Source organism: Nonomuraea sp. 10N515B (genome assembly GCF_052245915.1).
In the GTDB taxonomy this organism is placed as follows: Bacteria; Actinomycetota; Actinomycetes; order Streptosporangiales; family Streptosporangiaceae; genus Nonomuraea.
The window spans coordinates 22,324-46,353 of record NZ_JBQQBQ010000002.1 but is presented as its reverse complement, the minus strand read 5'-3'; the positions used below and the strand labels follow the sequence as shown (position 1 = coordinate 46,353).

The window sequence follows — 24,030 nt, the reverse complement described above, 5'->3', positions numbered from 1 at the left end:
GACAAGGGCTTGTCTGGGTCCGCCGCGCTGGTTACGCTCAAAACCTCTCAGCGGATCATATGGTCCACCTGGCGGACCTGGCCTCGAGGTGCACATGCGCAGCAAACTGTCGATCGCCGCCCAGACCGGTGCGTTATTCCTCGCGCTGATCACTACACCCGCCCTTCCCGCGAATGCCCACGTCGGCGAACCTGCCGCCATCCCCACCGTGACCGGCCCGATCCCGTCCACCGGCCAGCCCCGCGACCACCCCTTCTTCGCCACCGACCAGGATCTCGGCAAGGCCGGGTATATCGAGGAGGAGTACTTCATCGACGGCACGGCCAGCCGCTACACCACACCCGACCAGGCCACCGGCACGGTGGTCGACAGCGGCCACTCCTACAGGACCCGCATCGTGGTCCGCCGGTCGATCTCACCGGCGAAGTTCAACGGCACGGCCATCGTCGAGTGGTACAACGTGACCAACAACTTCGACTACGAGGTCATGTGGTCCCGTTCGTTCCGCCACATCCTGGACGAGGGGTATGCGTGGGTGGGCGTGAGCGCCCAGCGCAACGGCGTCCACTCCCCCACAGGCCTGAAGGCGTGGAACCCGGCCCGCTACGGCAGCCTCGACCTGACCGCCGGCGGCGCCGTCACCGACGACGGCCTCGCCTACGACGTCTTCAGCCAGGCCGCCAAGGCCTTGACCGAGCCACAGGGCGCGCGTCCCCTCGGCAACCTGAAGGTCAGGACGCTGATCGCGACGGGCCAGTCCCAATCGGCCTCGAGGCTGGCGGTCTACGCCAACTCGGTGCACCCGCTCGCGCCCGTCTACGACGTGATCACCGTCGTGGACGGCGGCACCCAGATCCGCACCGACCTGACCACGAAGGTCTTCAAAACGGCCAGTGAGTACGACGTCCTCGCCAACCAGGCCGCACGCCGCCAGACCGACAGAGACCGCTACACGTACTGGGAGATCGCCGGCGCCTCGCATTCCGACCGGCACGCCTACCTGGTCAACAACCCGATCCGGCGCCGGGACGCCGGCGTGTCCGGCCTGCTGGCCGGGCCCACCGCACCATGCGTGTCCCCGGCGCGCAGCAACGTCCCGTACGAGTACGTGCTGAACGCGATGTTCGACCACTCCGTACGCTGGGCGCGGGAGAACCGGCGGCCGCCCGCGGCCCCCAAGCTGGAAATCACCGACGTCACCACCAGCCCGGCCACCGTGAGCAGGGACGCCTACCAGATCGTCCGCGGCGGCATCAGGCTCGCGGCCGTCGACGCGCCGACCGAACGCAACACCGGCTGGAACCTCGGCCTGACCGACGCCACCGCCAGTGCCTGCCGCCAGGGCGGAACCTGGATCCCCTTCGACGAGACCACCCTCGGCGAGCTGTATCCGAGCCACCGCGACTACGTGGCCAAGGTGCGCCAGGTCACCGAGCGGAACCTCCGCGACGGCTTCATCACCAGGCGGGACGCCGACCGCACCATCCGCGACGCCGAACGCTCCCGCGTGGGGCGGTGACCACGTACCGAAAGGACGACCATGACCGGGAGCGCATCGGCCGCCGGCTCTCCCTTGACGATCGGGCGCCTGCGCCTGCGCAACCGGTTCGTCGCGGCACCGATGGAACGCAACTATTGCCAGATCGACGGCACCGTCACCGACCGCTACGTCGAGTACCTGGTCCGGCGGGCCCGTGGCGGCGCGGCCCTGGTATTCACCGAGGCGAGCTACGTCCGGGCGGACGGCAGGGGCAGGCTGCGGCAGATGGGGGTCGACGACGACGCTCGCATCCCCGGCATCGCCCGGCTGGCCGTCGCCGTGCGCGCCGCCGGCGCCCTGCTCGGTGTGGAGCTGAACCACGGCGGCCGCACCGCCCAGGCCGCCGTCAACGGCTATCAGCCGGTCGCCCCGTCCCCTGTCCCGTGTGGTCCGGCCGGCGGCGAGATGCCTCGGGAACTGGCCGCCGAGGAGGTGTACGACCTCGTCGAGGCGTATGGCCAGGCGGCCCGGCGGTGCCGTGAGGCGGGCGTGGACGTGATCTCCCTCCACGGGGCGCACGGCTACCTGGTGCACCAGTTTCTGTCCCCCGCCTTCAACCTGCGTACCGACGAGTTCGCCGACCCCGTCCGCTTCCTCAACCTGGTCGTCGAGACGGTCCGCAAGCAGGCGGGTCATGACCTGGCGGTCGGCCTGCGGCTGTCCGCCCATGAGGGGTTCGACGGCGGCCTGACCGCCGAGCGCACCTTCGAGCTGATCTCCCGCGCCCGCCTGGACCTGCTGGACTTCCTCGACGTCTCGGCGGGCTGCTACGAAGCCGGGCAGTGGATCGTCCAGCCCGGCGAGTGGGAGCGCGGCCTGCTCGCTCCCCACGCCGAGCGCTACCGCACGCTGGGACTCCCGGTCGGCGTCGCCGGCCGGATCAGCACCCCCGAGACCGCCGAGGCCATCGTGGCCGGCGGCAAGGCCGACTTCGTCTCCCTCGCCCGCACGCTCCACGCCGACCCCGACTTCCCGCGCCGGGCCCTCGCGAACGAGCCCTACCGGCCGTGCATCGCCTGCAACTCCTGCATCGACCAGCTCGGCACCGGCGAGCCCATCCCTTGCTCGGTCAACCCCGAAGCCGGCCTGGAGTATCTCGGGATGCCGAGCGCCCCCGCCGTCAAGGCGTCGTTGCTGGTGATCGGCGCCGGCCCGGCCGGTCTGGAGACGGCGCGACGCCTGGCCGAGCACGGCCACCGCGTGCAGGTGCTGGAGCGCGGGCACCAGGTCGGCGGGCAGTTCGCTCTCGCCTCCCGCCTCCACGCATTCCCGGAATACCACGGCATCCTGCAGTGGTGCGCCGCCGAGCTGACCCGGCTCGGCGTCCCGGTCCGCACCGGCATCCTCGTCACCGAGGAGGAGCTCGCGCGGTATGACCCGGACGCCATCGTGCTGGCCACCGGAGGCACCGGCCACCGGCCCGAGATCCCCGGCATACGGCTGCCCCACGTGATCGACATCCGGGACTGGCTCGCCCTCGGTCAGGACACACCCGGCAGGTGCGTCGTCTGGGGCGCCGACCGCGAAGGCGTGGCCGTCGCCGACCATCTCGCCGCCGATGGATCACACGTGCTGTTGGTCGGCCCGCAGCCGTCTCTCGCGCCCGGCGTGGGTCGTCGCGCCAAGATGCTCACGGTGTCGCGGCTGACCGGCAACGCGAGCGTACGCATCCTGCTCGAGTCCACGATCCTGGCGATCGAACCGGACCGGCTGCTGATCCGTACCCATGGGCGCGAGACATGGCTGGCGGCATCCGGTCCGCTGCTGGTCTCCCACGGCGTCACCCCGCGAACCGACCTGCTCGCCGCCTGCCAGGCCCGGCGGCCCCCGCTCGGCGTGTACGCCGTCGGAGACGCCGACGGCAGCGGCGGCTCGATCCATCGGTGCTTCCTGTCGGCGGAGGAGGCGGCCCGCTCCATCGCCGAGGCCCTCAGCTCGTGATCCGTTCACGGCTCTCGAGCTGAACCGCGTCCCTATGCGTGCGTTATCCGGCAGCAGCAGTTCCCGCCCTCCAGGCAGGCGGTGCCGCGGGCGTGCCATCGTGAGGCGGCTCTGGTGGACGCGGCGGCGGAGGCCTTGCGCCGGTACACCACCTCCCCACCCAGCACGGTCGCGTCGATGGGCAGGTTGATCAGCTCGTGCGGGTCGACGCCCAGGATGTCACCGCCGACCACGCAGATGTCGGCGGCCTTGCCGACGTCGAGCGTGCCCTTCCAGCGGTCCGCATGGTCCTGCCAGGCGGGCGTGCGCGTGTACGTCGCCAGCGCCTCGCGGACCGTGATGCGCTCCGCCTCGCCCGCCACGCCGCCGAAGCGCCCCTCGCGCAGCACCGCGCTCTGGACGCCCTGCAGCCAGGTCGGGAACGTCACAGGCGCGTCCGAGGCGCTGGTCACGTTGACGCCGAGGTCGAGCGCGGTGCGGTAGGGCCACTGGTAGTCGGTGCGGGCGGTGCCGAGGACGGGATCGAGCGTGCGGCCCAGCAGATACTTGATCGTCGCGTTCATGTTCACGCCGATGCCGCGCCCGGCCATCGTCCGCAGCGTCGCCTCGGGGGTGAGGTCACCGTGGATGACGTAGTGGCGCGGGTCCCCGCCACGCCGTCCCATCGCCTTCAGGTATCCCGCGACGACCGCGTCGATGGTGGCGTCCCCGGTGGCGTGCGTACCGATCTGGAGCCCCTTGGCGTGGGCGATGGCGATGAGCTCATGCAGGTTCGCCACCTGTTCCTGCACAGTGGAGCCGGCGATGACCAGGCTCCCGTTGCTGCCGTCGAGGTAGGGCTCGTGCAACCAGGCGGTCTTGGCCGCGGTCGGGATGCCGTCGGCGAAGATCTTGACGCCCGCGACCCGTAGCCGGCGCGGGTCCACGCCTTGCAGCGGCCGGTAGGCGGCGAGCGTCTCGCGGAGCAGCCGCGGCTCCACACCGGCCGAGAGCAGGGCCGTGAGGCGGACGCCGAGGGCTCCTTCGCGGGCTTTCTTCTCGTACAGCGCCAGCCTGTCGAGTCCGATGCCGGGCTCGGTGATACTGGTGATGCCCAGGCTGTGCAGGATGCGGATTCCGGTGTCGATGCCCTGCGAGATCTCCTCGTCGGTGAACGGCGGGATCAGCCGGCTCACCAGGCCCTGCGCGGTCTCACGGAGCACACCCGTGGGCTCGCCGTCCGCGTCCTTCTCGATGACGCCGCCGGCGGGCGGCACCGTGTCCCGCGTGATCCCGGCCAGTCTCAGGACGACCGAGTTGACCGCCATCGCGTGCCCGGAGAAATCGGTCAGGACCACCGGGTGGTTCCCGGACACCGGGTCGAGGTCGGCTCGGCGCGGTGGACGGGGCAGGCGGTTGTCGTTCCAGCCTTGCCCCCGGATCCACGAGTCGGGGGTGGTCGCCGCCTGGGCGGCGACGCGCACCACCTCGACGAGCTCCTCGACGGTCGCGGTGTCGACCTCGTAGGTGAAGGGCGGGAAGTCCAGGCCGAAGCCGCCGAGGTGCAGGTGGGAGTCGTTGATGCCGGGCAGCACCGTCCCTCCGCCCGCGTCGATCACCTCGGTACGCCTGTCGGCGAGCCGGAGCACCTCCCTGCCTTGCCCGAGCGCCTGCACGACGCCGTTCTTCACGGCGACCGCCTGGGCGATGCGGAATCGCTTGTCCAGGACGAGGACGCGCGCGTTGTGGATCACCAGGTCGGCGCCCCCTCGGGAGGCGTTCGCCTGCGCCGCCGGGGCGGGCAGCAGCCCCGCGGCGGCGAGGGCGGCTCCACCTTGCAAGAACCGCCGGCGGTCGAATCGGTTGTGCATGTCCATCACCCTTTGGGGAGTTCGAGGCAGGGAGGGGCCAGCGTCGGGATGTCGTGCGCGTCCATCGCGAGCCGGCCGCGTTCGTCGATCAAGGTGGCCGTCCAGGACGCAGGGGCCGCCTGCCGTCGTCACCGACCTGGACCACGACGCCGCCCTTGATCGCGATGGCCTGGGCGACGGCGCCGTCCGCGGTCATGGTCGTGATCCGGCCGCCGCCACCCGCATCACTTGCCGCCGACTGAGTGCATTGCTTGCCATGCGGACTCCTCACGAGCGGACGGCCGAAGCAGCAGGGCTCGTTTCGCCCACGTCGTCCGCTATGGGAACCATAGAATGTTCGGGTCCAAACGATAAGTCAAGACTTGCGCATCACCGATCGGCGGCATATCGTACGGACCCAAACGACGCCTCAATGCCCGGCATGAGGCCCTTCAGCCTGCCGTTCGCGATTTAGTCTCTCGACGGGGATCTCGCACGTATACTTTGGATCCGAACGACTTTCGTTTTCATGGCGTAGGGAGGGCCGCGTGCCCGGGCAACGGTCCATCACCGAGGCGGAGAAGCTGGTCGAGGCGAAGCTCGGCGGCACGCCGATCAGCCACGAGCGCATGGCGGTGGTGGCCAACATCTACCGAGCCGCCGCCGCGGTCCGCCAGCATCTGGAGAACGCGGTCCTGAGGAGTAGCGACCTGACCTGGACCGCGTTCGTCGTGCTCTGGGTGATCTGGATCTGGGGCGAGTCGGAGAGCCGTCACGTGGCCGAGGAGGCCGGCATCTCCAAGGGCACGCTGACCGGGGTCATCCGCACGCTGGAGTCGCGGGGCCTGGTCAAGCGCGCCGAGCATCCCTCCGACGGCAGGCTGCTGCTGCTCAGCCTCACCGACGCGGGCGAGGAGCTCATGCGGCGCGTCTTCCCCGACTTCAACGCCGAGGAGAGCTTCGTCACCGCCCGGCTCGACGACGACGCCTGCCGGGCCCTGGCCAATGGGCTGCGCCAGGTCGTGCTGCAGGTGGAGGAGCAGGGTGAGGAGCGCAGGATCGCGCTGCTCGACGGCGCCGAGCCGGCTCCCCGGCGCAGCGGACGCCGCCGCCAGCAGCCCGAGAAGAGATGACGGTCAGGATCGGGCCGCACCGACGAAGGCGTCGAAGATCGACTGCTGGGCGCTCTCCTCGTGCGCGTTGTCCTCGGGATGCCACTGCACGGCGACGAACCAGGAGGCCAGGCCAGGGGCTTCGAGCGCTTCGATCGTCCCGTCGGCCGCCTCGGCCGTGACGACCAGCCCTTCGCCGACCTGCGACACGCGCTGGTGGTGGTAGCAGGACGCGTTCACCTTCTGCGCTCCGGTCGTCCCCTCCAGGAGCGATCCCGGCAGCACCGCGACGGGGTGCACCACATGGCGGTGCTCCAGGTCCGTACCGCCCATGTCCTGCTCCAAGGTCCCGCCCAGCACCGTGTTGACCACTTGGAGGCCGCGGCAGACGGCCAGGACCGGCACACCGGCGGCCAGGGCCTGGCGGGCCACCTCCAGGTCGAAGCCGTCCTGCTCGTCGTCCACGTCGTAGACGCTCTCGTGCGCGGTACGGTCGCCGTACCGGTGCGGGGCGAGGTCGCCGCCGCCGGGCAGCAGGACGGCGTCGAAGCGGGCCAGGCGGCCGGCGACCTCCACCGGATCGGCGACGCCTGCGGGGGCGTACGGGTGCAGTGAGACGGGTTCGCCTCCTGCGCGCCATACGGCCTCGACCAGCGCACGGGCGCTCACCTCCGCGCGGTGGCGCAGCGCCGAGGCCGATGCGGAGAAGCGGGCGGGAATGGCGATCAGCGGTCTCACAGCTGGATCCAGGTGGTCTTCAGCTCGGTGTACTTCTCCAAGGCGTGGGCTGATTTGTCCCGGCCGTTGCCCGACTGCTTCATGCCGCCGAACGGCACGGTCAGGTCGCCCTCCTCGTAGCAGTTCACCCAGACCGTTCCGGCGCGCAGGGCGCGGGACACCTTGTGGGCGGTGGACAGGTCGGCGGTCCACAGACCCGCCGCCAAGCCGTAGTCGGTGGCGTTGGCGAGCTCGACCGCCTCCTCCACATCGTCAAAGGTCAGCACGGACAGGACAGGCCCGAAGATCTCCTCGCGGGCCAGTCGCATGCCGGGGGTGACCCGGTCGAACACGGTGGGCTCCAGGTAGCTGCCGCCGGTGCCGGTCAGGGTGCGTGATCCGCCGGTCAGCAGCCTTGCGCCCGCCGCGACTCCGGACTGTACGTGGTCAAGCACCCGTTCCACATGGGCCTCGCGGACGAGGGGGCCCATCTCGGTCACGGGGTCGAGCGGGTCGCCGATGCGCAGGTCGCGGGCCCGGGCGACGATGGCCTCGGTCACGCGTTCGGCGACGGAGGAGTGGACGAGCAGGCGGGAGGGCGCGGTGCACATCTCGCCCTGGTTGAAGAAGATCCCCCAGGCGGCGGTGGCCGCGGCCCGGTCGAGGTCGGGGGCGTCGGGCAGGATGATGTTCGGCGATTTCCCGCCGAGCTCCAGCCAGACCCGCTTGAGGTTGGAGTCGGCGGAGTAGCGCAGGAAGTGGCGGCCGACGGCGGTGGAGCCGGTGAAGGCGAGGACGTCCACGTCCGGATGCAGCCCGAGAGCCCGTCCGGCGGCCGGGCCGTCGCCGGTGACGACGTTGAGCACGCCGGGCGGAAGGCCGGCCTCGGTGGTCAGCCGCGCCAGCGCGAGCGCTGACAGCGGCGAGTGCTCCGAGGGTTTGAGCACGACCGTGCAGCCGGCCGCCAGGGCGGGGGCGAGCTTCCATGAGGCGATGGTGAGGGGGAAGTTCCACGGCACGACCGCGCCCACCACACCGGCGGGCTCGCGGGTGACCAGCGCCAGGGCGTCGGGCGCGGTGTGCGGGGATTCGTCGGTGAGCTTGCCTGCGAGCTGGCCGTACCAGCGGAAGGTGGAGATGGCGGCACGCAACTCGATCTCGTACGCGTCCTTGATGGGTTTGCCCATCTCCAGGCTGATGGTCAGCGCCAGGTCCGCGCGGTGCTCCTCGATCAGGTCGGCGAACCGGAGCAGCGCGCGGCCGCGTTCGGCCGGCGCCAGGCGGGGCCACGGGCCGTGGTCGAAGGCGTGGCGCGCGGCGGCGACGGCGCGGTCCACCTCGGCCTGCCCGGCGTCGGCGACCTCGCCCAGGATCCGCCCGTCCCGGGGGGACACGACCTTGAAGGTCGCGCCCCCGCCGGGCTCGCCGGCGCCGTCGATGTGGTGGTGGGAGGGCAGGGTCAATCGCTCGGCGCGAGCGGCCCAGTCCTCGCGCCCGGCATCGGGGATCAATGAGCTTCCTTTCGTACGCGTCCGGCGGCAAGCAACCCGAGGAGGAAGACGACCGGTACGGCACCGGCCAGCCACACCGCCGTGGTCGTCGAGCCGCCGATGAGGGTGGGGAAGTTGGCGAGGATGAGCCAGATGGCGGCCGCGATGCCGAGCGCCCCGAGGACCGGTGCGACCAGCGTGTTCCACGGCCGCGGGTCCAGCCGTTCCCGGCGGAAGAACGCCACCACCGAGACGGAGGTGAGCAGGTACATCAGCATCATGGCCAGCACCGCCACGCCGCTGAACCAGGAGAAGAGGGTGAGCACCGGATCCTGCCCGGCGGAGGCGAACGGCAGGACGAGGAGCACCGCGATCGTGGTCTGCACCCAGCCCGCCACGGACGGCGAGTGGCGCCGGTTGAGAGATCCGAGCCTGCGCGGGAGCACCGCTTCGCGGCCGAGCGAGTACAGGTAGCGGTTGGCGGAGTTGTGGAAGGCGAGCAGGCCCGCGAACAACGACGTGGCCAGGAGAATCGGCAACACCTCGCCGGCCCAGCCGCCGAATGCCGCCACCACGGGAGCGAAGACGAAACCGGCCGAGTCGCCGGACTCCAGGGCCTTGCCCGCCGCTTCGACCGCCTTCGAGGGGCCGTACGAACTGATCAGCATCCAGGAGGTGAGCACGAAGAAGGCGCTGACCACGGCCACCGCCAGGTAGGTGGCCCTCGGGACGGTGCGCTTGGCGTCGCGCGCCTCCTCGCCGTAGATGGCGGTGGCCTCGAAGCCGAACAGCGACGCCACGGCGAACATCAGCGCCACGCCCGGCGCGCCCGCGAGGACGGCGGCCGGCGAGAACGTCTCGACGACGCCGAGCCCTTCGGCACCGCCTCCCTTGACCAAGCTGACCAGGGCGAAGGCGAGCAGGATGCTGAACTCCGCGAGCACCAGCACCGCCAGCACCCTGGCGCCGATCTCGATGCCGGCCTGCCCGAGCGCCTGCACCACGGCGATCGTGACCAGGGACCAGACCCACCAGGGGGCGTTCAGGCCGGTGTACTGGGCGACGAGGCCGGAGACGATGGCGCCGTACAGGCCGTACATGGCGGCCTGAATGGTGCAGTAGGCGAACAGCGCGACCGCGGCGCTGGCGGTGCCCGCCGTCCGGCCGAGTCCCTTGCCGATGTAGACGTAGAAGGCCCCGGCGCCGACGACGTGCCGGCCCATGGCCACGAAGCCGACCGAGAACAGCAGGATGATCAGTCCCGCTCCGAGGTACGCGGCGGGAGCGGCGGGGCCGTTGCCCAGCGCCACCGCGATGGGCAACGCACCGGCGATGCCGGTCAGCGGGGCCTGCGCGGAGAGGACGAAGAACAAGATGCCGAGCACGCCGAGCGCGTTGGGCTTGAGCCTGCCCGCTGCGGGTGGGTCCTGGGCCACGCTGCTCGCGGCCGTCGTTGAAGAGTCCACTGAAGTCACCTGCCGGTGCAGAGAGAAAAAGGGGGGTTTCGTTTGTACTCAAACGAGTTGCGCCTCATCATGAAGCGTGAGTCGTCGTCTGGCAAGAGGGTCAGCGTCGCGGTGGGCGGATGCCGCGGAACTCCCAGTCGCCGCCGAGGGCGGTGGAGAGGACCTCCTCCGACTCGCTGGGCTGCGCGCCGACGTCGGTGCGGATCGGAGCCGGGCCGGTGACGACGCGGTTGGCGAGCCGTCCCAGGCCCTCCACCTCGACCTCCACCAGGTCGCCCGGCTGGACGGGACGGGAGTTGGCGGGGGTGCCGGACAGCAGCACGTCGCCGGGGCAGAGGGTGATGGTGCGGGCGATGTCGGCGACGAGGTAGTGCATGTCCCACGTCATCTCGTCGGTGGAGCCGTCCTGGGCGAGTGCGCCGTTGACGTACGTGCGCAGGTGCTTGCCGTGGAAGTCCCAGTCGGTGACCAGGCCCGGGCCGAGCGGGCAGAGGGTGTCGGAGCCCTTGACCCGCAGCATGGAGCCGGCGTCGGTGTCGCGGAAGTCGTGCAGGCCGAAGTCGTTGGCGATGGTGTAGCCGGCGATGTACTCCCCCGCGTCGGCGGGAGCGATGTTGCGGCAGGTCCGGCCGATGACGATGGCCACCTCGCCCTCGTAGTTGAGCCACTTGCAGCCCTCGGGCCGCACGACCTCGCCCCGGTGGGCGTTGAGCGATGAGGTCGGCTTGTGGAAGTACGTCGGCGTGGCCGAGAGCTTGATCTGGAACTCCTCGACCCGGCTGCGGTGGTTGAGGTGCACCGCGATGATCTTCGAGGGGACGACCGGCGGCAGATGGACCGCGTCGTCGATCTTCACACGGCGGCCGTCGCCGGCCATGAGCTCGTCCCCCTCGCGAACGGTCTCGACGACGGCGCCGTTGAGCAGGATCCGGCGGTACTCAGGCATGGGCGTGCTCCTGTCGGGGGACGGTCCAGCCGCCGGCGGGGCGATCGAACCAGAGGTGGACCTGGCCGGTGCCGACGGAGTTCTCGTACTCCCCGTACTGGCGGGCGGGCGCGGTGCAGGCCGCCTCCCCGAGAGCGCCGGACATCATGAGGTAGTGGGAGAAGCGAGCTTCGGGCTTGAACCGCCAGAACTCCGGCATCGTCTCCAGGACCCGGTCGTGGCGGCCCTGCTTGAACCAGGCGATGCGCTGCTCATCGGCCGCACGCGCTTCGGGGGTGAAGATGTGGCGCGGGTCGCTGGCCTCGTGGTCGCGTAGCTCGCGCAGCGGCCAGAACGTGTGCGACAGCGCGCCGGAGGCGATGAGCAGCACCTTGCGGCCGGGGGTAGCCGCGATGCCATCCGCCAGGGCGCGGCCCAGGCGCAGGTGGTCCTCCATGTCGCCGGTCTGGCACACCCCGATCGTGACCCACCGCTTGTCCGGCAGGCCCTCGCCGAGGAACTTCCACAGGTTGATGGTGGCGTAGTAGATCGGCAGGTACGTGTCGTCGATCGGGGTGATCCAGGTGCCGTGCTTGTCGGCGAAGGAGGCTACGTTGTGAGCCAGCTCGGGGTCGCCCGGGAAGTCGTACGGCATCCGGCACATGCCGCGCGGCAGCTCTTCGGAGGTGAACAGCCCCGCGCGGCGGTCGTGCGCGGTGACCACGAACTCCACGGTGGTGGCCCAGTGCGAGTCCAGCACCACGACGGTGTCGTAGTCGAGGGTCTCGAAGACCTCCCGGCGCAGCTCGCGCAGGCCGGTGACGAGGGTGATCTCCTTGCCCTCGTTCAGCTCCCTGCGTTCCTCCTCGGGCAGCACGATGGTGGGGACGTGCGCCAGCAGGCCCGCCCCGACGATCTCACCCATGGCCGTTCCATCCTTTCGGAGCGGTGACGGTGTTCTTCAGGTCGCAGTAGAAGTCGAAGCTCCAGGTGCCGCCCTCGCGGCCGACGCCGGATTCGCGGGAGCCGCCGAAGGGCGCCTGCAGGTCGCGGACGAAGAAGCAGTTCACCCAGACCGTCCCGGCGACGAGCCGGGCGGTGACCCGGTCGGCGCGGGCGCGGTCTCCCGTGGCGAGGGTGGCGGCCAGGCCGAAGCGGGTGTCGTTGGCCAGCCGGACCGCTTCCTCCTCGGTGTCGAAGGTCTGCAGGGTCAGCACCGGGCCGAACACCTCCTCCTGGACGATCTCGCTGTCCTGGGCCACATCGGCGAGCAGCGTCGGCCGGTAGTACAGGCCGCCGAGGCCGGTGTTCGGGCCGCCACCGATGACGGCTCGCGCTCCCGCGGCCAGCGCCCGCCGCACGAACCCGTCGATCTTGTCGAGCTGGCGGGCGTGGATGTTGGGCCCGATGTCGGTGGCCTCATCCCGCGGGTCGCCCTGGCGCAGTTCCGCCGCCTTGGCGGTGAAGCGGCGGGTGAACTCCTCGGCGATCGAGGACTCGACGAGCAGCCGGGTCGCGGCCAGGCACACTTGCCCGGCATTGTCGTACTGCTCGACCGCCAGCTCCACGGCAAGGTCGAGGTCGGCGTCGGCGAAGACCAGCAGCGGCGACTTCCCGCCCAGCTCGAAGCTGGTGGGGACGAGGTTGGCGGCGGCGGCTCGAGCGATGTGCTTGGCGGTGGGCACCGAGCCGGTGAAGCTGATACGACGGACGCCCGGATGGGCCACCAGGGCGGCGCCTGCCTCCGCGCCGTATCCCTGGACGACGTTGAGCACCCCCGCCGGCAGCCCGGCCTCGGCAGCGATGTCGGCCAGCAGCGAGGCGGTGAGCGGCGACCACTCGGCGGGCTTGAGCACCACGGTGTTCCCGGCGGCCAGCGCGGGGGCGACCTTCCAGGTGGACAGCATCAGCGGCGCGTTCCACGGCGTGATCAGGACGCACGGGCCCGCCGGGTCCCAGGAGACGTGGTTGGTGTGGCCGCGGGTGTCGAAGTCCTCGTGCCCGAGGCGTTCCAGCCAGTCGGCGAAGAAGCGGAAGTTGTGCGCGACCCGCGGCATCACGCCGCGCCGGTGCGAGCGCAGCAGCGCGCCGTTGTCCGTGGTCTCGACGATCGCGAGGTCTTCCAGGCGCTTGTCCACGCCGTCGGCGATCGCGCGCAGGAGGCGGGCGCGCTCGGCGGGCGGCGTGGCCGCCCAGGCGGGGAAGGCGGCCTGCGCCGCGGCGACAGCCGCTTCGGCCTCGGCCTGCCCGCCGCGGGCGATCTCGGCGAGGACGTGGCCCTCGATGGGTGACTCGTCGGTGAAGGTCGTGGCGGAGGCGACGCGGGCGCCGCCGATCCAGTGCCGGGTGTCGACGGCGATCCCGGCGACGGTCGCGGTGTGCGCGGTCATCAGCGTTCCTTTCCTTCGAGTACCGTGCCGCCGTCCCACACGACGCCGACCTGGCGGTAGTAGGCGCCGATCGGCTCGTGGATCTCCAACCGGGCCAGTTCCTCGGTAGGCGCCTCGAACAGCTCCAGGTCGGCCTCTCCCCGCCAGGGCGTCCCGCCTTCGAAGGAGGCCGCGCCGGACTCGATGAGCTCGTCGAGCGCGAGCCCGCCGCCCTTCTCGACGGAGGGCAGCCGGCGGTGGTGCGCCATGGGATGGCCGTTGACGAACCCGTTGCTCTCCGCGGGCTCACGCAGCGTCACCACGACCTGGGCGAGCCTCCGGTCGGCGGCGGCGAGCGTCGCGCCGAAACGGGCGCCCGGTTCGATCCGTGGGGCGGGCCCGTACGGGTGGGGGCGGGTCAGGTGGATGGAGCCGAGCTTCTTGGGATAGCCCTGATGGAGCCCGCGGGCGACAGCGAAGTCCTTGTCTACCCAGATGTAGACGCAGCGCGAGTACGTGCGCCCCCGGTAGGAGCAGCGCACGACCGCGAACGCCTCCTTGTACTGGGCGCGTACCGGGTCGAGCAGCTCCTCCCCCGAAGCCGAGCAGGACTGCCAGTCGGCCCAGATGAGCGCGACCGCGCCGGGGTCCTCGGGGGCGAGCTCCAGCGGCTCGGGCAGCAGCTCCCGGACTCGGGCCGGGTCGGTACGGTACTCGACGGTGAGCAGGTCGCCGGAGTAGTGCCACGGCGGTGCGGGGATCAAGGAGGACCAGCCGGTGGCCGTGTGCGGATACCAGAAGGTCATGCGTTTCCTCTAGGCGGTGAGAGCGGGCGGCTTGAGCAGGCCGGAGCGGTGACGGGCGGCCGCGGCGGTGGCGGCGGGGCCGCCCAGGGCGACGACGCCGACCAGCCGTCCGGCCGAGTGGTAGCCGGCGACGACGTCATCGCCGGGCTCGCCCTCGAGGACGCGGACGTCGTCCAGGCCGAACGCCGGGGCGCCGAAGCACTGCAGGTGGAAGTCGTGCTGGTCGCTCCAGAAGGTGGGCAGCGGCGCGAACGGCTCAGGGTCGGGCTCGGCGCCGGCGAGATGCGCGGCCAGGGTTCTCGCGGCGCGCTTGGCGGTGTCGGCGGGCATCGACCAATGCTCGATGCGGCGCGGCACGCCGTCGTAGCGGGCGTTGGGGAAGCGGGCGATGTCGCCGACGGCCACCACGTGCGGCAGACCGCCCACGCGCAGCAGCTCGTCGGTGCGCACGCCGTCGGCAAGGTCGAGACCGTTGCCCGCCAGCCACTCGGTGTTGGGAATCGAGCCCACCGCCTCGATCACCACGTCCGCGGCCAGCCGCCGCCCGTCCCCCAGCACCACACCGGTCACCCGGTCCTCGCCCTCGAAGCCAGAGACGGCCGTGCCGAGCGCGAAGCGCACGCCCCGTTGCTCGTGGCGGCGCAGCAGGTCGCGGGCCAGCAGCTCGCCGAGCGGACGGAGCATCGGCAGCGGCTCGGGATCGGCCACGATCACCTCGGCGGCGCCGAGCGCGACGGCGGTGGCGGCCACCTCGCAGCCGATGAACCCGGCGCCGACCACGACGACCCGCGCGCCCGGGCGGGCCAGCTCGGTCCGCAGGGCGCGGGCGTCGGCCACGGTGCGAACGGTGTGGCGGCCTCGGAGCGGGCCCGGGCAGCCCAGCCGCCGCGGGCGCACGCCGGTGGCGACGACCAGGCCGTCGAAGGTCAGCTCGGCGCCATGGGCCAGGCCGAGCACACGACGGCCCAGGTCCGCGGAGGTCACGGCGGCGCCGAGCACCCACTCCACGTCGGCGACGCTCGCCCGGGGCCGGAAGGCCAGCGACTCGAAGGAACCCTTGCCGACGAGCACCTCCTTCGACAGGGGCGGCCGGTTATAGGGCATCACCGGCTCGTCACCGACCACGGTGATCGCCCCGGTCCAGCCGGCCGCGCGCAGCTGCTCGGCGGCACGCAGGCCACCCAGCGAGGCGCCGGCCACGACGACACGACCTGTCACGTCAGTCCTCGATCGTGATGGCCTGCAGCGGGCACACGTCCGCGGCGTCCTCGACGTCGGCGCGCAGCGACTCGTCCGGCTCGGCGACGTACGCCAGATGCCCGGCGTCGTCGAGCTGGAAGACGTCGGGAGCGGCGAACACGCACTGCCCGTGATCCTGACACTTGTTCATGTCGACGACGACCTTCAAGGCCACACCCCCTAATTCGTTTGGGTCCAAACAACATAAGGAGACGTAGACGGCCAGGTCAAGAGCCGGGACCAGGCAAAATAAGAGGGTCACCCTCTTGCGAGGCTGCCTACCAGCACATATCGTTTGGCTTCAAACGAACCTGCGGTCACGCCGTAGTGCCTCCCCCTCCCCGCCCGAGGAGACGCCGATGAGCGCTCACGACATCGCACGCATCCACGAGCACCTGGACCGCCTGGCCGCTCAGGACGTGGACGTGGTCCGCGTGGTCTACCCCGACCTCATCGGCACTGACCGGGCGCGGGATGTCCTGGTCGACCACCTGGCCGGCGCCTGCGAGCACGGGCTGGCCTTCTGCCGCGCCGTCTACCACACCAGCCCCCAGGGCGACGTGGTGCCGGTCGCGGGCGGTCTGGACGCCGGGCTGCCCGACATCGTGGTGCGACCGGACCTCGGCACGCTCAAGCCGCTGCCCTGGGAACCCGGCGTCGCCTGGTGTCTCGGCGAGGTCGTCGATCCCGCCACCGGGGACGCCGTGCCCGAGTCGCCGCGCGACCTGCTGAGGGCCGTCCTCGACCGCTGCTCCGAGCAGGGGCTGAGCCCGGTGGTGGGCCCCGAGCTGGAGTACTTCCTGTGCGAGCCCGCCCCCGGCACGCCAGGCGGGTGGCGGCGCTACGCCGAGGCGCCCGGCAACGTCTACGTCGCCGGGCGCCGCGGCGACCCCGACGGCCACCTCCTGCGTACGCTGCGCCACCTGCGGGACCTGGGCGTGGGCGCGAGCATGGGCAACCACGAGTTCAGCAGCGGCCAGTTCGAGATCAACCTCGTGCATTCCGCCGCCCTGGACGCCGCCGACCGCACGTTCCTGTTCAAGGCGGCGATCAAAGAGCTGGCCCGCGCCGAGGGCCGCCTGGCCACCTTCATGGCCAAGCCGTTCAACGACGAAGGCGGCTCCGGCTTCCACCTCCACCTGTCCTGCACCTCCGGTGACACGAACGCCTTCGACGACCCGTCGGCGCCGTACGGGCTGTCGGACAGCGCCCGGCACGCCATCGCCGGCGTCCTGGCCCACGCCCCGGCGCTCGCGGCGCTGGCCAACCCCACCATCAACTCCTACAAACGGTTCGGACCCGACACGCTCGCGCCCTGGCTGATCGACTGGGGCCTCGACAACCGCAGCGCCATGGTGCGCGTCCCGCCCGAGCGCGGCTCCGGCGCCCGCTTCGAGCTGCGCCTCGGCGACGCGAGCGCGAACCCGTACCTGCTGATCGCCGGCGCGATCGCCGCCGCGCTGCTGGGGGTACGCGCCGGTCTGGAGCCGCCGCCCCCGCTGGAGGGGTACGGCTACGACACCGCCCGGGCCGCGGTGCTGCCGATGACGCTCGCCGACGCGCTGGACGCCTTCGAAGCCGACGGTGAGCTGACCGACCTGCTCGGCAAGGACTTCGCCGCCTCCTACCTCGCCTACAAGCGCAACGAGATCGAACGCTTCCATCGGCACGTCACCGACTGGGAGTTCACCGAGTACGCCTACCACCTGTGAGAGCACAGTGATCCCCGAGCCCCTCCCCCTCGACGAGATCGACCTCGCCGACCCCGGCAACTTCACCGACGGCGTCACGCCATGGCGGATGTTCCGCACCCTGCACCAGGAGGACCCCGTCCACTGGCAGCCGGAGCCCGCGCCCAACGCCGGCTTCTGGGCCGTCACCCGCCACGAGGACATCACCCGTGTCGACCGCGACGCCGAGACGTTCACCTCCACCAAGTTCGTCAACCTGGAAGAGGTCGACGACGACCAGATCAAGCGCCGCGCGTCCATCCTGGAGCTGGACGGGGTGCGCCACCGCGCCCTGCGCAGCCTGCTCCAGCGCCAGTTCGGCGCCGCGGTCATCAGCCAGTACGCCGACTTCCTGCGCGGCCTGACCGCCACCACCCTCGACGCCGCCCTCGCCAAGGGCGCCTTCGACTTCGTCGCCGACATCTCCGCCGACTTCCCCATCAACGTGCTGGCCCGCCTGCTCGACGTCCCCGACGGCGACACCAAGAAGCTCATCGACTGGGGCAACCGCATCATCGGCAACACCGACCCCGACTACGCCGACGTGCTCCTGGACAGCGAGGAGAGCGAGCAATACCGCCACCTGCCCTTCCGCTCCCCCGCCTCACTGGAGGTCTTCGAGTACGGCCGCGAACTGGCCAGGCAGCGCCGCGGCGGCGATGGCACCGACCTGGTCTCCCGCCTGGTCAACCAGACCCCGCGCGACGGCATCCCCCTGTCGGAGCAGGACTTCGACAACTACTTCCTGCTGCTCGTCGTCGCCGGCAACGAGACCACCCGGCACGCCATCTCCCACACCATGCTGGCCCTGATCCAGCACCCGGACCAGCTCGACCTGCTGCGCCGGGACCCCTCGCTCATCCCGGACGCCGTCGAGGAATTCCTGCGCTGGGCATCCCCCGTCTACCACTTCCGCCGCACCGCGACCCGTGACGTCGACCTGGGCGGCAAGCAGATCAAGGAGGGCGACAAGGTCGTCATGTGGTACGCCGCGGGCAACCGCGACGAGGCCGTCTTCCCCGACCCGTACGCCTTCGACGTCACCCGCACCAAGAACGACCACGTCACCTTCGGCAAGGGCAGCCCTCACCTCTGCCTGGGCAACCTCCTCGCGCGCACCGAGATCCGCATCATGTTCGAGGAGCTCATCCCCCGCCTCGCCGACATCCGCCTCACCGGCGAGGTGCCCCGTGTGCGCTCAAACTTCGTCAACGGCATCAAGAAGCTCCCCGTGGAGATCACCCTCGCCTAGAACCTGGCCGTCGAGGGGAGCGCTTACGGCGATACGCGTCCTTTAGCGCACATTGAGGCTATGGGGGCATCCCAGGGGCACGAGCCGGGGCGTCCACAGCACGCACAGTCTCACGGGGGCGACGATGTCCTATGCCGGCCGATCCACCAGTGCACGCCGCGGTTTCACCGAGGAGGACGACGGAAGTTACGTCACGGCCGTACGCGGGCTCGGCGTGCTCCAGGAGCCGCTGCTGAACAAGGGGACCGCCTTCACCCGGCAGGAACGCGCCGAACTCGACCTCGACGGTCTCATCCCGCCCGCGGTGGAGACGATCGAGGAGCAGGCGCAGCGGGCCTACGCCCAGTACCGCGCCCAGCCCACGGACCTGCTCAAGAACGTCTTCCTGGAAGGGCTGCGGGATCGCAACGAGGTCCTGTACTACCGGCTGCTCAGCGACCACCTCCGCGAGATGCTCCCCATCGTGTACGACCCCACGGTGGCCGAGGCGATCAAGGGCTACAGCCACGAGTACCGCCGGCCGCGCGGGCTCTACCTGTCCGTGAACGACCCTGACGGGATCGCCAAGGCGTTCGACGACCTCGGCATGGGGGCGGATGACGTCGACCTGATCGTCGCGTCCGACGCCGAAGAGATCCTCGGCATCGGCGACTGGGGCGTCGGCGGCGGGGCGGGCATCGCCACCGGCAAACTGGCCGTCTACACCGCCGCCGCGGGCATCGACCCGGCCCGCGTCATCCCGGTCGCCCTGGACGTCGGCACCGACAACGAGGCCCTGCTCAACGACCCCGCCTATGTCGGCAACCGGCACACCCGCGTACGCGGTGACCGCTACGACGCCTTCATCGACGCCTACGTCACCACGGCCACCCGCATGTTCCCCGGCGCCATGCTGCACTGGGAGGACTTCGGCCCCTCCAACGCACGCCGGATCCTGGAGCGGTACAGGAACAAGATCCCCACGTTCAACGACGACATGCAGGGCACCGGCGCGATCGTCCTGGCCGCCATGCTCAGCGCGGTCAAGGTGTCCGAGACGGCCATGCGGGACCAGCGGATCGTCGTGTTCGGTGCGGGCACGGCCGGCTGCGGCATCGCCGACCAGCTGCGGGACGCCATGGTCCGCGACGGCCTCGATCGCGGCACCGCCACCCGGCGCATCTGGACGATCGACAAGCAGGGCCTGCTCACCGACGACATGGCGGACCTGCGCGACTTCCAGCGGCCCTACGCGCGCCCGGCCGCCGAAGTGGACGGCTGGAGCCGCGGGGAGCACGGGATCGGGCTGCGCGAGGTCGTCGAGCGGGTCAAGCCCACCATGCTGCTGGGCACTTCGACCGTGCACGGCGCCTTCACCGAGGACGTCGTCCGCGCGATGGCCTCCGGCGGGGGCCGGCCGATCATCTTCCCGATCTCCAACCCCACCGAGCGGATCGAGGCGATGCCGGCCGACCTGCTCCGCTGGACCGACGGCCGCGCCCTGATCGCCACCGGCATCCCGGTCGACCCGATCACGTACAACGGTGTCACCTACACCATCGGCCAGGCCAACAACGCCATGTTGTACCCGGGCATCGGGCTGGGCGTGGTCGTGTCCAAGGCGCGCCAGGTCAGCGACGGCATGTTGGAGGCGGCCGCCAACGCCGTCGCCGGGCTCGTGGACCCGTCGCTGCCGGGCGCGTCGCTGTTGCCGCAGGTGGACAACCTCAGGGAGGTCTCGGCGACCGTCGCCGTGGCCGTCGCCGAGCAGGCCGCCACCGAGGGCCTGGCCCGCAATGAGATCCACAACGCCGTGGAGCAGGTCCGCCAGGCCATGTGGCAGCCCGTCTACCACCCGATCAAGGCCGTGGAGCAGCCATGACCAAGACCGAAGCCCCGGCGCGGCCGACTCCGCCTCCGGCACGCCCGCCGCACGGCGAAAAATGACGGAGCCGCCGTCGGCGTCTGCCGCCGCGCATGATCAGGCGGACGCCGATGATCCAGAGGGCAGCAGGGATGAGGCAGGTGGGCGGATTTCTCCGCTGCCGCGCGGCACCAGTGTGGGCCGGATGACGCGGCGAGCCGGCGGCCCGGCCCACCCGTCGATCCTGGCGAACAGGGACTGCGCGGCAACCGTGCCCAGGTTGACCGGATCCCCGGCGACGACGGTCAGCGGGACGGGAAGCATGTCGGCCAGCGGGAAGTCGTCGAAGCCGGTGACCGCGACGTCGCGACGCGGCCCCAGCGCACGCAGCAGGCCCTGGGTCATGAAGCCGGTGGTGGTGAAGACGGCGGTCGGAGGGTCCGGCATCGCCAGCAGTTCGCGGCCCGCCCGTTCGGCCTCGGCCACCGAACCGGTGGACAGGCGCCGGATCAGGGCGGGGTCGGCCGAACCGACCTCGGTGCGCATGGCATCCCTGAAGCCGCGCAGGCGCTGCGTCGTCGTCCAGCGGCTCGGCGCGACGATGGCGCCGATCCGGGAGTGCCCGTAGGAGACGAGGTGGCGTACGGCCATCCGCGCCCCGGCGGCGTTGTCCAGCACGACCTCGTCGGCCTCCACCCCGGCGCCGGGGCGGTCCACGAAGACGACCGGGGTGCCGCGCGCGATCTCCGGCTGCAGGTAGCTGTAGTCCCGGCCGCCGGGAACGACGAGGAGCCCGGCCACCTGGCGGCCCAGCAGGCCGTCGATGGCCGCGCGCTCGGCCTGCGGATCCTCATCCGCGCTGGCCAGCACGACGGCGTAGCCGCGCGCCCGGGCCACGCCGATCACTGAGGAGGCCACGGCCGCGAAGAACGGGTTGGTGAGGTCTCCGAGCAGCAGGCCGATGTCTCCGGTGCTCTGCCCGGATCGCATGCCTCGCATGCTCCTGGCCACCTCGTTGCGCCGGTAGCCGGTCGCGGCGATGGCCGCTTCCACCTTTGACCGTGTCGCACGGCTGACCCGCCCCTCCCCGTTCACCACCCGGGACACCGTCTTCATGCCCACCCCGGCGAGTTCGGCGACCTGCTTCATCGTCGGCCGAGTCACGAGCCGTTCCCCTTCCTGCGGCTTGTCGATCACTACAAGGCCGCGGACGCCCCGGCGGGGCCGGTCATCCCTCCGTCCCGGAGATTCCGCTGACATCACCGGGTCCGTCCACCCGGCCGCTGCCGTCCGTCCTGGCGTTGATCGTGGTACCGATCATCGTAGCCGGGCCGGTGCCGGCGGCGGCCTCGGCAAGATCGCCAGGCGGCGCCTCGGCCAGCATGCCGGTCATCGCCCCGAGCACGCGTTCCGCCGTGGCCTCCGCCCGCGTGAACACGGCCACACGCCGGCCCAGCCGCAGCACCTCGATCCGATCCGCCACTTCGAAGACGAAGGGCAGATTGTGGCTGACCAGCACCACGGATACGCCCTGCTCCCGTACGGACTCGATCAATGCCCGGACGCGGCCGGTCTGGACGACGCCCAGGGCGGCCGTCGGCTCGTCCATCAGCACCAGCCGGCTGGCCCACAGCACCGCTCGCGCCACCGCGATCCCCTGCCGCTGACCACCGGACATGGTGCCCACCATGCTGCGGGTGTCCTGCAGACCGACGCTGAGACGGGCGAACGCGTCGTCGGCCTGGCGCCGCATCTCCGGCTTGTCCAGCATGCCCAGCCTGCCGAGCAGACCGCCGCGCAGCACCTCACGTCCGAGGAAGAGGTTCGCAGCGGGATCCAGGTCGGGGGCGAGCGCGAGGTCCTGATAGACGGTCTCGATGCCATGGCTTCGCGGATCGAGCGGACTGGCGAAGGTGGCCGGCCGGCCGTCGACGACGATCTCGCCCTCGTCCGGCTGGATCACCCCGGAGATCACCTTGATCATGGTGCTCTTGCCCGCGCCGTTGTCTCCGACCAGTGCGACGACCTCGTTCGGGTAAACGGTGAGCGAGGCGTCTTGGAGGGCCCGGACCGTCCCGTAGTGCTTGACGATTCCGGACAACTGCAGGAGCGGGGTGTCAGGGCTGCTGCTCATCTGCGCCTCCTCGGATCCCGTCCGGCCGAGGGGAGCCGGAGGGAGTGACAACGCTGTCGCATCGGACAGTACTAGGGTAGCGTGCGCCGGCATAGACGTCCGCGGTGCGGAGATCCCGCCGTGACCCGCGGCACCGAGCAGGTTCCGCCTGTCAGTTGAGGGGTGCGTTCTTCTTGTCAGCCGACATCCACGCAGCACACTGGGCAGTTCTCGCCGGGAGCCTGGCCTCCGTGTCCTCCCGGGCGGCGGCTCGGTTGGAGGCGGAATTCGGCGCCGGTGAGATGTTCCTGCGCTGTTTCGCCAACGCCTGGACGACCACGCTGCGCGGGAACCCGGACGAGCCCTTCGTCATCACCGGCGACATCGAAGCCATGTGGCACCGGGACACGATCGGCCAGCTCCGGCCCTACTTGATCGGCCTGCCCGACCCGGCCGTGCGGCGCGTCCTGACCGGGGTCGTCCGGCGGATGGCCCGCGCGGTCCTGACCGATCCCTACGCGAACGCGGTGAACGACGGGCCCACCGGCGGCCACGCGGACGAGCACGACCGGCCGGCGCCGCCCCCGGACGTCTGGGAGCGCAAGTACGAGGTGGACTCGCTGTGCTCGTTGCTGTCCTTCGGCTATGAGCTCTGGGCGGCCGGTGGATCGGCGGCGCATCTGGACGGCGACTTCGCGGCGGCGGCCGACCTCGTCATGCGGGTCTGGCGGGTCGAGCAGGACCACGAACGGGCCTCGGCGTACCGGTTCGAGCGCGTGGCCGGCCCCTTCCAGGGCGACACACTGGACCGCGGCGGCCTCGGGTCGCCTGTCGGCCGCACGGGGATGACCTGGTCGGGATTCCGGCCCAGCGACGACCGGTGCGAGTACGGCTACCTGATCCCGGCCAACGCGGCGGCCGTGGTCGCGCTCAACGGCGTCGTGCGGCTGTGTAAGGAGGGACTGCTGGAGCCCGCGCTCGGCACCCGGGCGCTCGAGCTGGCCGTCGACATCGCGGGCGGCATCGCCCGCCATGGAGTGGCGCACACCGGCTCCGGCCCCGTCTATGCGTACGAGGTGGACGGCCTCGGCGGGGTGAACCTGATGGACGACGCCAATGTGCCAAGTCTGCTCTCCTTGCCCTATCTGGGCTGGTGCGACCACGATGATCCGCTCTACCGGCGGACCCGCGATCTCGTGCTGAGCGAACGGAACCCGTACTTCTACCGGGGCGGGGCGGCGGAAGGCGTCGGCAGCCCGCACACACCCGCGCGGCACATCTGGCCGATGGCGTTGTGCATGCAGGCCCTGACCGCCGGGTCACGGCACGAGTCGGCCGACACGTATCGGGTGCTCGTGGCCACCGACGCCGGCACCGGACTGATGCACGAAAGCTTCCACGCCGACGATCCCGCCACCTTCACCAGGCCGTGGTTCGCCTGGGCGAATTCCCTGTTCGCCGAACTGTCGCTCTCCCTGGCGGGGCTCCCGGTGCCGCGTCCGGTACCTCCTGTGCCGGCCGAGGTGGACGACGCCGTGCGAGCGGCGGATTCGCCCGTGACCCTCGCTCGGCAACAATTGGGCCACCGGCGTTGACGGCCCCCGGCGGCCGGGGTTACCGTGCCTCATCCGATGTGACAACGTTGTCACCAATGGCGC

General features: G+C 71.1%; 19 protein-coding genes. 7 read left to right on the top strand and 12 right to left on the bottom strand.

Annotation, left to right across the window (positions count from 1 at the left end; genetic code table 11):
- The first annotated feature begins 94 nt into the window (after positions 1–94).
- Both ACTWQA_RS02605 and ACTWQA_RS02600 read left to right on the top strand, forming a co-directional pair.
- A complete protein-coding gene (locus tag ACTWQA_RS02605; RefSeq protein ID WP_443157691.1) occupies positions 95–1,519 on the top strand; it encodes an alpha/beta hydrolase domain-containing protein in 1,425 nt (474 codons plus the stop codon).
- Between the two features lie 21 nt (positions 1,520–1,540).
- A complete protein-coding gene (locus tag ACTWQA_RS02600) occupies positions 1,541–3,481 on the top strand; it encodes an oxidoreductase (RefSeq protein WP_443157690.1) in 1,941 nt (646 codons plus the stop codon).
- A 32-nt stretch (positions 3,482–3,513) separates the two neighbouring features.
- Here the strand turns inward: ACTWQA_RS02600 and ACTWQA_RS02595 are convergent, their stop codons facing one another.
- Complete coding sequence (locus tag ACTWQA_RS02595) at positions 3,514–5,331, bottom strand: amidohydrolase (RefSeq protein ID WP_443157689.1); 1,818 nt, start codon at positions 5,329–5,331, stop codon at positions 3,514–3,516.
- A gap of 527 nt (positions 5,332–5,858) precedes the next feature.
- Between ACTWQA_RS02595 and ACTWQA_RS02590 the strand changes: the two genes are divergently transcribed.
- Entirely contained in the window at positions 5,859–6,443 is a 585-nt protein-coding gene (locus tag ACTWQA_RS02590; RefSeq protein ID WP_443157688.1) for a MarR family winged helix-turn-helix transcriptional regulator, read from the top strand.
- 3 nt (positions 6,444–6,446) lie between these two features.
- Here the strand turns inward: ACTWQA_RS02590 and ACTWQA_RS02585 are convergent, their stop codons facing one another.
- The 9 genes from ACTWQA_RS02585 to ACTWQA_RS02545 form a co-directional block, all read right to left on the bottom strand.
- Positions 6,447–7,160 carry a gamma-glutamyl-gamma-aminobutyrate hydrolase family protein gene (locus ACTWQA_RS02585; protein ID WP_443157687.1) on the bottom strand — a complete coding sequence of 238 codons (714 nt, stop codon included), beginning with the start codon at positions 7,158–7,160 and terminating at the stop codon, positions 6,447–6,449.
- Positions 7,157–8,650, bottom strand: coding sequence for an aldehyde dehydrogenase (locus tag ACTWQA_RS02580; protein ID WP_443157686.1), 1,494 nt, complete (start codon positions 8,648–8,650; stop codon positions 7,157–7,159). Before ACTWQA_RS02580 ends, ACTWQA_RS02585 begins: the two co-directional genes overlap by 4 nt.
- A complete protein-coding gene (locus ACTWQA_RS02575) occupies positions 8,647–10,095 on the bottom strand; it encodes an APC family permease (RefSeq protein ID WP_443157685.1) in 1,449 nt (482 codons plus the stop codon). Before ACTWQA_RS02575 ends, ACTWQA_RS02580 begins: the two co-directional genes overlap by 4 nt.
- Positions 10,096–10,195: 100 nt before the next feature.
- Entirely contained in the window at positions 10,196–11,041 is an 846-nt protein-coding gene (locus tag ACTWQA_RS02570; RefSeq protein WP_443157684.1) for a fumarylacetoacetate hydrolase family protein, read from the bottom strand.
- Positions 11,034–11,945 carry a 3,4-dihydroxyphenylacetate 2,3-dioxygenase gene (locus ACTWQA_RS02565; RefSeq protein WP_327582861.1) on the bottom strand — a complete coding sequence of 304 codons (912 nt, stop codon included), beginning with the start codon at positions 11,943–11,945 and terminating at the stop codon, positions 11,034–11,036. Before ACTWQA_RS02565 ends, ACTWQA_RS02570 begins: the two co-directional genes overlap by 8 nt.
- A complete protein-coding gene (locus ACTWQA_RS02560) occupies positions 11,938–13,410 on the bottom strand; it encodes an aldehyde dehydrogenase (protein WP_443157683.1) in 1,473 nt (490 codons plus the stop codon). The genes ACTWQA_RS02565 and ACTWQA_RS02560 overlap by 8 nt, the downstream gene beginning before the upstream one ends.
- Positions 13,410–14,195: an acetoacetate decarboxylase family protein gene (locus ACTWQA_RS02555; protein WP_443157682.1), complete on the bottom strand. Its 786-nt coding sequence runs from the start codon at positions 14,193–14,195 to the stop codon at positions 13,410–13,412. The genes ACTWQA_RS02560 and ACTWQA_RS02555 overlap by 1 nt, the downstream gene beginning before the upstream one ends.
- A 9-nt stretch (positions 14,196–14,204) precedes the next feature.
- Entirely contained in the window at positions 14,205–15,413 is a 1,209-nt protein-coding gene (locus ACTWQA_RS02550) for an NAD(P)/FAD-dependent oxidoreductase (RefSeq protein WP_443157681.1), read from the bottom strand.
- Between the two features lies 1 nt (position 15,414).
- On the bottom strand, positions 15,415–15,603 hold the full coding sequence (locus tag ACTWQA_RS02545) for a ferredoxin (RefSeq protein WP_305918148.1): 189 nt from the start codon (positions 15,601–15,603) through the stop codon (positions 15,415–15,417).
- 190 nt (positions 15,604–15,793) lie between these two features.
- Between ACTWQA_RS02545 and ACTWQA_RS02540 the strand changes: the two genes are divergently transcribed.
- The 3 genes from ACTWQA_RS02540 to ACTWQA_RS02530 all read left to right on the top strand — a co-directional run bounded on the left by ACTWQA_RS02540 (position 15,794) and on the right by ACTWQA_RS02530 (position 20,277).
- Positions 15,794–17,146 carry a glutamine synthetase family protein gene (locus ACTWQA_RS02540; protein ID WP_443157680.1) on the top strand — a complete coding sequence of 451 codons (1,353 nt, stop codon included), beginning with the start codon at positions 15,794–15,796 and terminating at the stop codon, positions 17,144–17,146.
- A gap of 7 nt (positions 17,147–17,153) precedes the next feature.
- The gene (locus tag ACTWQA_RS02535) at positions 17,154–18,416 is read left to right on the top strand and encodes a cytochrome P450 (RefSeq protein ID WP_443157679.1); all 1,263 of its coding nucleotides are present in this window, start codon (positions 17,154–17,156) and stop codon (positions 18,414–18,416) included.
- A gap of 124 nt (positions 18,417–18,540) precedes the next feature.
- Entirely contained in the window at positions 18,541–20,277 is a 1,737-nt protein-coding gene (locus tag ACTWQA_RS02530) for an NAD-dependent malic enzyme (RefSeq protein WP_443157678.1), read from the top strand.
- A gap of 99 nt (positions 20,278–20,376) precedes the next feature.
- Here ACTWQA_RS02530 and ACTWQA_RS02525 read toward each other — a convergent pair whose 3' ends face one another.
- Positions 20,377–21,423, bottom strand: a complete 1,047-nt coding sequence (locus ACTWQA_RS02525) for a LacI family DNA-binding transcriptional regulator (protein WP_443157677.1) — start codon at positions 21,421–21,423, stop codon at positions 20,377–20,379.
- Positions 21,424–21,487: 64 nt separating this feature from the next.
- On the bottom strand, positions 21,488–22,393 hold the full coding sequence (locus ACTWQA_RS02520; RefSeq protein ID WP_443157676.1) for an ATP-binding cassette domain-containing protein: 906 nt from the start codon (positions 22,391–22,393) through the stop codon (positions 21,488–21,490).
- A 230-nt stretch (positions 22,394–22,623) separates the two neighbouring features.
- On the opposite strand from ACTWQA_RS02520, the gene ACTWQA_RS02515 reads away from it, so the two are divergent.
- Positions 22,624–23,967, top strand: coding sequence for a glycoside hydrolase family 125 protein (locus tag ACTWQA_RS02515; protein WP_443157675.1), 1,344 nt, complete (start codon positions 22,624–22,626; stop codon positions 23,965–23,967).
- Positions 23,968–24,030: the final 63 nt, after the last annotated feature.